The sequence below is a fragment of the Microbacterium sp. 69-7 genome (assembly GCF_001897985.1).
GTDB lineage: Bacteria > Actinomycetota > Actinomycetes > Actinomycetales > Microbacteriaceae > Microbacterium > Microbacterium laevaniformans.
Window position 1 is genome coordinate 590 of sequence record NZ_MKRU01000072.1, and the last position, 7,517, is coordinate 8,106.

The 7,517-nt window shown below is 66.0% G+C and carries 7 protein-coding genes and 3 pseudogenes; 6 read left to right on the plus strand and 4 right to left on the minus strand.

What is annotated here, in order from left to right:
• Positions 1-62: 62 nt before the first annotated feature.
• From BGN98_RS06660 to cmtR, 4 genes and pseudogenes are all read right to left on the minus strand, one after another.
• Positions 63-575 carry a hypothetical protein gene (locus BGN98_RS06660; protein WP_026529678.1) on the minus strand — a complete coding sequence of 171 codons (513 nt, stop codon included), beginning with the start codon at positions 573-575 and terminating at the stop codon, positions 63-65.
• Positions 576-1,005: 430 nt separating this feature from the next.
• Positions 1,006-1,296 (minus strand): annotated as a pseudogene (locus tag BGN98_RS06665) (integrase core domain-containing protein); the annotation flags it as partial.
• Positions 1,297-1,685: 389 nt separating this feature from the next.
• Positions 1,686-1,946, minus strand: coding sequence for a TFIIB-type zinc ribbon-containing protein (locus BGN98_RS06675; protein WP_036291368.1), 261 nt, complete (start codon positions 1,944-1,946; stop codon positions 1,686-1,688).
• Positions 1,947-2,239: 293 nt separating this feature from the next.
• A pseudogene (cmtR, locus tag BGN98_RS06680) lies at positions 2,240-2,576 on the minus strand (Cd(II)/Pb(II)-sensing metalloregulatory transcriptional regulator CmtR).
• Between the two features lie 82 nt (positions 2,577-2,658).
• Between cmtR and BGN98_RS06685 the strand changes: the two are divergent.
• The 6 genes and pseudogenes from BGN98_RS06685 to BGN98_RS06710 all read left to right on the plus strand — a co-directional run.
• Positions 2,659-3,084 (plus strand): hypothetical protein, encoded by a 426-nt coding sequence (locus BGN98_RS06685; protein ID WP_036291094.1) that lies wholly within the window; start codon positions 2,659-2,661, stop codon positions 3,082-3,084.
• A gap of 184 nt (positions 3,085-3,268) precedes the next feature.
• On the plus strand, positions 3,269-3,835 hold the full coding sequence (locus BGN98_RS06690; protein ID WP_061681279.1) for a TlpA family protein disulfide reductase: 567 nt from the start codon (positions 3,269-3,271) through the stop codon (positions 3,833-3,835).
• Positions 3,832-4,578, plus strand: coding sequence for a cytochrome c biogenesis CcdA family protein (locus BGN98_RS06695; RefSeq protein ID WP_036291089.1), 747 nt, complete (start codon positions 3,832-3,834; stop codon positions 4,576-4,578). The genes BGN98_RS06690 and BGN98_RS06695 overlap by 4 nt, the downstream gene beginning before the upstream one ends.
• Entirely contained in the window at positions 4,559-6,280 is a 1,722-nt protein-coding gene (resB, locus tag BGN98_RS06700; RefSeq protein WP_036291086.1) for a cytochrome c biogenesis protein ResB, read from the plus strand. Before BGN98_RS06695 ends, resB begins: the two co-directional genes overlap by 20 nt.
• Positions 6,277-6,933 carry a DsbA family protein gene (locus BGN98_RS06705; RefSeq protein ID WP_036291084.1) on the plus strand — a complete coding sequence of 219 codons (657 nt, stop codon included), beginning with the start codon at positions 6,277-6,279 and terminating at the stop codon, positions 6,931-6,933. The genes resB and BGN98_RS06705 overlap by 4 nt, the downstream gene beginning before the upstream one ends.
• A gap of 37 nt (positions 6,934-6,970) precedes the next feature.
• Positions 6,971-7,517: pseudogene (locus BGN98_RS06710) on the plus strand (apolipoprotein N-acyltransferase); the annotation flags it as partial.

Here is a 7,517-nt window from a genome sequence, read left to right on the forward strand (position 1 = left end):
CCCGATCATCGCGGCGTTGGTCAGCTCGTCCCCGAACGAGCCGGTCTGCCGGCCCTGCTCGTTCACGGCACTCGCCGGATGATCGTGGTGCCGGAGACCCGGCCGAACAGGATGACCTCGATGACCTCGTCGGTCCGGTCGGCGCCGTTCCCGGCTGGGTCGATGAGGGCGCGCGCGGTGCCGGAGTGGGCGGCGTCGGTGTGCCCGGTGACGACTGCGACCGCCACGTCCTCGCCCGGAACGAACCCCTTGCCCTCGACGGTGTGAAACACCGGCCCGGCCTGCGCCGCCGGTTCCGGTTCGGGCTCGGGGCGGGAACGCCGGCGGCGGGCGGCGACGATGTCGGTGAACGTCGTGCCGTCCGCTTCGCGGACCTCGACCCTCGCCGGTGTCGTCCGGTCGTTCGTGGCGCGGTCGATGATCTGCCCGAACGAGGAGCGCCGCCACGGCGGCGCGAAAGGGTCAGGGTCCAACCGTTTCCCGTCGACGGTGACGGTCACGGTGCCGTCCTCGCGCACATCGAGCACGACGAGCGGAATGGACACCGGGACGGGCTCAGGCTCGGGCTTCCTCATAGCGTCGAGGTGAGTCAACGCCGCCATGAGAGCATGCGTGGCGCTCCTGGGCGTCCGCGCGCACGTACGAGCCGTGCAGGTCGAACCTCTGCCGCGTACGGAGGAATGTCGGACGTCTCTGGCAGGCTCTTCGTATGAGTGATGAAACTTGGGACGGCCGCCGGGCGGTCAGTGCGAGTTCGGGTGATAACACGGTTTCGCGTGCGCGGCAACCGGATGGTTGACGCGCACACTGGGGAGACATCATTCCGTGTCCGCGACGACGGCAGAGTGGTGGATGCCAATTCCGGCGAGACACGGTTTCGCGTGCGCGATGACGGCCGTGTGGTCGATGTCAACACGGGTGAGACGGTCTACAGACTCAGAGGTTGAGTCACTTAGCCCTGGGCGTGAGGAAGGGCGTGAGGAACGAACTGGTGACAGGTTCGGTTTAGGCCGCCAGTGTGTGCGGCTCGGCTAGCTTGGCTTCGAACTCGATGGGCGTCAAGCCGCCGAGGGTGTCTTGGGCGCGCTGGCGGTGATACTTCCGCTCGATCCACACGACAATCGCGAGCCGGAGTTCCTGCCGGGTCGTCCACCGCTGCTGGTTGAGGACGTTCGTCTGCAGCAGCGACCAGAACGACTCCATGGCGGCGTTGTCTCCGGCGGCGCCGACGCGACCCATCGATCCGACCATGTCATGACGGCGCAGCTCGCGGGCCATCGCCCTGCTGCGACTTGACCACGACCCCGAGCTTGGACGCCGCACCGATCGCGCTGATGACCGTGACGGGCATCGCGATCCGGAGGGTTCCCGACCCGTTCACCGAGCCGGCGATCACCCCATCGGCGGGCCCCGACCTCGACCGGGATGGATTCGCGGGTGATCGCGGAGGTATCCAGCCCTTGACCGACCGTCGACGACGCTGCCATCTGTTGCAATCTGTTCACCGGCGCCAATGACGAGGACGTCCAGCTCGCGGACATCGGCGGCCGGGATTGCGCGAGTAAGAACAGGAACGCCAGCACGCCGACATAGCCGAGCGACACCGCGCCGGCGTGGATGGCACGATGTGGCACGGCCCCGTTCCCAATCGGCGACTCAGCCGCGCCGTCGCAACCTGGCTCGAATCAATCGAAGAGCTCTCCAAGCCACCCGCCGCGACGCCGACGGGATCGTCCGTCGTAGTCCCGGTAGCCGTCGCTGTCGTCGCGTCGGTCATCCTCCTCCTGGAGATAGGGTGACCGGGTATTCCTGGACGTCGCGCGCTCGATGATCTTGTCCAGCTCGCCGCGGTCCAACCAGACCCCACGGCATGTGGGGCAGTAGTCGATCTCGATGCCGGACCTCTCTGTCATCACCAGAGTAGTGCCGTCGGTGGGGCATTTCATGTCGGTTGTCCTTGTTCGTTGTGTGTGATTCCGTCGCGGGCCCGGGTCAAGAGAGCACTGGATGAGCCTTGGCGTCCGATGAGGCCGCGTGGGATCTGCCGTGGCCTGTCTCTTCGACAACACTCAATGCGGCGGTGGTGCCGTCTGCATGCTTTCGTGTAGCTGTGTGTGTCGGCCGTCCTGTGGGTACAATCGGGCCACACCAGGCGTCACCGGTGGTGAGCGGGCGGGTCAGTTCGAGCCGGCGCACAGTGTTGGCCTTGCGTGCCCCCTCCGGTCCGCAGCTTCCTCGCTCACGGTGCGGCTCCCGTCGTGTTCGCGGTACAGCGTGCACCGTCGTCGCAGGCAAGCACTGTGTCTACGAGCATTGAAATGGCGCGGGTCAGATGCGGGTCCACGCATCTCATATCGGGTTTGGCGTCCTTCCGCGGTCGCGACCACGATCCCGCAGCCACGCAGGCAGGCGAGGTGGTTGGAGACGTTCGTGCGCGTCAGGCCCAGCGAGTCCGACAACCGGACTGGGTAACCGGGGGCGTCGAGAAGCTCGAGGAGAATCCGGGAACGGGTCGGGTCCGCCATCGCGCGCCCGAGCCGATTCATCACATCAACACGGGACGTAAGAGTCAGCATGCGCTGATTATACATCTGATAGTGTTATATCGTCGAATAGTCCGATTTCCTCCGCGTCCATGAACAAGAGGACCGTCGCAAAATGATCCGCTCCGCCCCGGCGCACTGCACTTTCGCTGCGCGCATGGGATTGTCGGTGCCCCGGCTGCTTGCTGGCTTGGGGCTGGTCCTGGTGCTCCTGATGGGGTCATGGGTGGAGACGCACTCGGAAACCGATGGCCTCACGGCCCCGTCGACCGCAGGGCCGATCGTGGCCGACCAGTCGGGCGCCGTTCCGGCGGCGGTGACGACGGCAGGGGGAAACGCAGAGAATGCGGAAGATCTGGGCGTTGCCCTGTGCCTGCTGGGAGTGGCGTGTGCGTTGGCGCTCGTCGTTCTGGCCTGGCGGGCACCGTCCCGCACGTTCAGCGTCGAGCGTGTCGCAGGGATAGTGCGTGAACGGATCGCGTTCCCGTCGTCCCGAAATCCGGTGCTCACTCTTACACAGCTGCGCGTTTTCCGAACCTGATCCACCACTCAACACCCTTGCACCCGTGAGAGCGAGCGGATTCTGGCGCTGCCAGACCGCCGCCTGTTGAGTCCTCGTATTGGAGAACGTCGTGGCAAACCCATTCCGGGTGACTTCCGTCACCCGCGCCGTCCCCCCGGTTGCCCATCGGAGATCCTGGCGCGCGTTCCGTGCGGCCGCCGCGATGCTCGCCGCGACCGCTGTACTCGCGGTCGCAGGGTGCACATCCCAGGACGGGCTGGCCGCCACGGCAAACAACGGCACCGGTTCCACCAGCGTTGACGAGCGCATCGTCGAGATCTCCCCGGATAAGCGTGGCGAGACGGTGGTGTTCGCCGGCGTCGATGAGCACGGCAACGCGGTCAGCAGCGGCGACTTCGCAGGCAAGGTGTACGTCGTGAACTTCTGGTATGCCGCGTGTGGCCCATGCCGGGTCGAGGCGCCCCTGCTGGAAGAAGTGTGGCAAACCTACCAGCCCAAAGGGGTGGGCTTCATCGGCGTGAACATTTACGACCAACCCGCCACCGCGCGATCGTTCGCGGAGGACTACGGGATCACCTACCCGAGCGTGATCGACATCGTCGACGGGAACACCAAGCTCGCGTTCGCCGCGGTCACTCCCATCCAGGCGACCCCGACGACTCTGGTGATGGATCGTCAGGGCAGGGTTGCCGCGCGAATCATCGGGCAGCTGCCAGCCGCATCGATCCTGTCCACGCTCGTCTCGGACGCGTTGGCGGAGATCGAATGAGCGCCGGGAGTTTGATCTTCGACGGCGCGCTCGGGGTGGCTGTGCTCATTGCCGTGCTCGCGGGACTGATTTCCTTCGTCTCGCCCTGCGTCCTCCCGCTTGTCCCTGGGTACTTCGGCTACCTCGGGTCCGCCGTCTCCAGCTCCCCGGCACAGACCCCCGCTGGGCGTGGACGGCTGATCGGCGGGGTGGCCTTATTCGTCGCCGGGTTCACTCTGGTATTCATGACCGTCACGGTACTCGGTGGAGTGGCGGGGCTATTCTTCCTCGAATACGCGAACATCCTCACCCGGGTGCTCGGGGTAGTTGTCATCGCAATGGGCCTGGCGTTCATTGGGGTATTTCCTCGCGCGCAACGCACCCTCCGACCCCGTTTCCGCGGCAACCTGGGTATGCTCAGCGCACCGCTGCTGGGCATCGCGCTAGGGATCGGGTGGACTCCCTGCATCGGGCCCACGTTGGCGGCCATCATGTCGGTGTCGTGGAATCTCGGAGATCCCGGCCGGGCAGCCCTGCTCGGTTTTGCTTACTCTCTCGGATTGGGCATCCCGTTCTTTCTGCTTGCTCTCGGGCTCGGCTGGGCTACCAGATCCGTCAGCTTCGTTCGACGACACATTCGCGTGGTTAACATCATCGGCGGCAGCCTGCTCATCATCCTCGGCGTGCTGATGGTCACAGGCATCTGGGGCGCCTTGATGTCCGTTCTACAGGGGGTGATGCTCAATGTCACGCTCCCTCTCTGATCAGCTGCACACTGATCCCTCCCGCCCCGAGGGTCACATCGATCAGGGCGAGCCGGACACCGTCACCTCCCCGTCGCTGGGACCCGTCGAGTGGCTGCGGTGGGGATGGCGGCAACTGACCAGCATGCGTACAGCGCTGCTGCTGCTGCTGCTGCTCGCCATCGCCTCGGTACCGGGATCGATCTTTCCTCAGCGCACCGCGGACCCCAACGGCGTCCTCCAATACTTCAAGAACAACCCGGAACTGGCCCCGATCCTCGACGGACTTCAGGTATTCGACCTGTACAACTCCGCCTGGTTCTCCGCCATCTACCTGCTGCTGTTCATCTCGCTGATCGGCTGCATAATCCCTCGCACCCGGCACCACTGGAAAGCCCTCCGCGCTCGGCCACCCCGCACGCCAGCACGACTCAGCCGGCTGAGCACACACCTCGTCGTCGACGTCCCCGCATCAGTCCAGAGCCCTGAAGCCGAAGCGGCGGACGCGATCACCGCCGCCGCCGCCGATCTGCGCCGCCGCGGATACCGCATCGAGCGGTACGACACCGCACGGTCTTGGTCGGTGTCGGCCGAGCGAGGATACCTCCGGGAGACCGGCAACCTGGTTTTTCATGCCTCCCTGGTCGGGGTGTTGGTCGCCGTGCTCGCCGCCAGCGGCTTCTCCTACACCGGGCAGCGGGTCATCGTCGAAGGGACCACGTTCGTCAACACCCTCAACGACTACTCCTCGTTCACCCCGGGCAGGTTCGTGGACGGCACCCAGCTGGACCCGTACTCGCTGACCCTCGACAGCTTCGACGTCAGCTACGTGCCACCGGGAGAACCCGGTGGCGGCCAAGCGGGCGACTTCGCCGCGAACCTCACCATCCGCAACGCCCGCACCGGGACACAGGACACCGAAAGCGTCCGCGTGAACTACCCCATCACCGTCGGCAATGACCGGGTCTACCTGCTCGGAAACGGCTACGCACCCACCATCACCGTCCGAAACTCCGAGGGCGCGGTCGTGTACAGCGAGTCTCAGCCGTTCCTCCCGCAAGACAGCATGATGACCTCGCTCGGCATCATCAAGGTTCCAGACGGGCTTCCCGAACAGGTCGGGCTTGTCGGTTTCTTCTATCCCACCCAGGGCGCTCTTGACACCGGGGCGTTCACCTCGGTGTATCCCGATCTGGTGAACCCGGTCGTCACCTTCAACGTGTTCTCCGGCAGCCTCGGCATCAACGACGGCGTGCCCCGGTCGGTGTACACCCTCGACACCAGCGGAATGACCCAACTCACCGGCGGCACGAGCGGTGCCGAGTCGATCCAGCTCACTCCTGGGCAGACCGCCGACCTGCCCAATGGGTGGGGCACGGTCACCTTCGAGGACGCGTCCAGCGGCACGAATCCCCTGGCGGCGGTGAAGCGATTCGCGTCGCTGGACATCAAACGCGACACCGGCGGTCCTTGGGTGCTCGCCTTCGCCACCCTCGCCACACTGGGTCTAATCACCGGCCTTCTCGTTCCCCGACGCCGCGTGTTCATCAAAGCATCCGTCACCGGCGACCCGGACGAGCCCACCCTGCGCCTGGAATACGCCGGTCTCGCGCGCGGGGAGGACCCGCAGCTGCCCGACGCGATCGCCGGCATCCGCAACGCCCACCTCGCCGCCCGTGATCGCCCGAGCTCACAGACCCCCAGCCGAAGGAACCCACGATGAAGACCCCCATGAAAGTGACCCTCATTGCGATCGGCGCCGTGGTCGTGCTCGTCATCGGCGCGATCATCTACACGGTCTCCGCCCGCCCTCAAGTGCCCGCAGGCGACAACGCCGCGGACGCGTTACCGGGTGCCCGCAGCAACTCCCACGTCCTGGACAGCGCCGGCCCGAACGCGCCGACCCTGGTGGAATTCCTCGATTTCGAATGCGAGGCCTGTGGGGCGTTCTACCCGTACGTCGAAGAGATCCGAGAGCAGTACGACGGACAGATCAACTATGTGTTCCGGTACTACCCGATCCCCAGCCACTACAACTCGATGAACGCCGCCCTCGCGGTGGAAGCGGCCGCCCAGCAGGACCGGGTCGAGGACATGTATCACCGCATGTTCGAGACGCAAGCCGAGTGGGGCGAGCAGCAAGTCTCCAAAGCGGACCTGTTCCGCAGCTTCGCCGAGGACCTAGGCCTGGACATGGCCGCCTACGATCAGGCTGTCGCGGACCCTGCCACCCGGGAGCGGGTCGAGGAAGACTTCGCCGAAGGGCAGCAGATGGGTGTGCAGGGCACGCCGACCTTCTTCCTCGACGGCGAAAAGCTCGAGCTCACCCAGCTGACGGATCTCACCGATGCTCTCGACCGCGCCCTCGCTGACTGACACGCCGACAGACGCCGCCCCCTCCGCACGAAGGGGGGTGCCGTTGTGGGCGGCGATCCTCGTCGCCGCGGCCGCTGGTGGGCTCCTGGACCTGTCCTTCCCCGCCGTGGGGTGGTGGCCGCTCGCGTTCGTGAGCATCACGATCGCGCTGTGCACGATGATCGGCCGCAGCATCGGTGGCGCATTCCTGGTCGGCACGGCCTTCGGTTCCGCGTTCTACTTCACCCACCTGATGTGGGTTGGGACCTTCCTCGGACCCGTCCCCTGGGTGGCGTTGGCAGGCCTGGAAACGGTACTATTCGGGGTCGGTGCGATCCCTCTCGCCCTCGCGTACCGGTGGACCGACCGCGACCGCGACCACGGACGTAGCGGCCTGTGGTGTCTCGGGGTGCCGTTGCTCGTGGCGGGGTTGTGGAGCGTGCGGGAGCTCGCGATGGGGTCCTGGCCATACTCAGGGTTCCCGTGGGCGCGGATCGGGATGACCCAGGCGAACGGCCCAATGCCGGAGGCGGCGTCCTGGGTCGGGGTGACCGGGCTGACCTTCCTGATCGTCACCGCGTGCGCGTGCCTCGTGCAGTGGTGGC

Coding starts and splice junctions, on each gene's coding strand:
- BGN98_RS06660 (WP_026529678.1), bottom strand. CDS start 575: ATGAGGAAGCCCGAGCCTGAGCCCGTCCCGGTGTCCATTCCGCTCGTC.
- BGN98_RS06675 (WP_036291368.1), bottom strand. CDS start 1,946: ATGAAATGCCCCACCGACGGCACTACTCTGGTGATGACAGAGAGGTCC.
- BGN98_RS06685 (WP_036291094.1), top strand. CDS start 2,659: ATGATCCGCTCCGCCCCGGCGCACTGCACTTTCGCTGCGCGCATGGGA.
- BGN98_RS06690 (WP_061681279.1), top strand. CDS start 3,269: ATGCTCGCCGCGACCGCTGTACTCGCGGTCGCAGGGTGCACATCCCAG.
- BGN98_RS06695 (WP_036291089.1), top strand. CDS start 3,832: ATGAGCGCCGGGAGTTTGATCTTCGACGGCGCGCTCGGGGTGGCTGTG.
- resB (WP_036291086.1), top strand. CDS start 4,559: ATGTCACGCTCCCTCTCTGATCAGCTGCACACTGATCCCTCCCGCCCC.
- BGN98_RS06705 (WP_036291084.1), top strand. CDS start 6,277: ATGAAGACCCCCATGAAAGTGACCCTCATTGCGATCGGCGCCGTGGTC.